This window comes from Snodgrassella sp. B3088 (assembly GCF_026535815.1).
GTDB lineage: Bacteria > Pseudomonadota > Gammaproteobacteria > Burkholderiales > Neisseriaceae > Snodgrassella > Snodgrassella alvi_E.
In genome coordinates, this window is the sequence record NZ_JAFNPG010000011.1 from 1 (window position 1) to 567 (window position 567).

Genomic DNA, 567 nt, shown 5'->3' on the forward strand with positions numbered 1-567 from the left:
GCTGTAGAAGCGTTGCCATTGGAGGGGCAGATGGGCGGGAAGGGTGAAGTCGAGCTCTTCGGTGCCGAAGAGGAGTTTGGCACCGGTGGGGAGGTGGACGGGGTGGCCGCGGGTAAATGCTTGTGCTATTTTGGCAGAGGCTAAGCTGGTGCCTGCATTACTGGCGATGGCCAGGACAAGACATTTGATTTTGGAACAGATTTTGCGGGGGCGTCTTAAGGCTGAAACCACACCAATAAGCTGGGCAACCGGATGTTTGCCGCTTCTGATTTCACGCACGACGATGGGTTCGCCACCGATGCGTACGTTGTTGGATACTTTGACGCCGCCGGCATGGTCGTCGGTGACTTTGGCTTCGCAGGTGCTGCGGTCGTTGCTGCGTACGGCCGGCTNTAGGTATTCAGGGCTGGAAACTGGAGATGGATGCTTGGCGCAGGTGATTTTGTCGTCATCTCTGGGTACTGCTCTGGGATCAGGTGAGGCTAAGGTAGGCCTGTATAGTTGCATGGGAAGGTTTTCAGCAAACTCTACAAAGTCATTTAGTGCATTTGAAGCAATATCGATAAA

The 567-nt window shown here is 54.2% G+C and carries 1 protein-coding gene; it reads right to left on the reverse strand.

Features of this window, described 5'->3' with window-relative positions; all coding sequences use genetic code 11:
- Positions 1 to 168 (reverse strand): DUF6531 domain-containing protein (locus tag J3U75_RS11420; RefSeq protein ID WP_416384698.1); only part of this gene is annotated, 168 nt, incomplete at its 3' end.
- Positions 169 to 567: the final 399 nt, after the last annotated feature.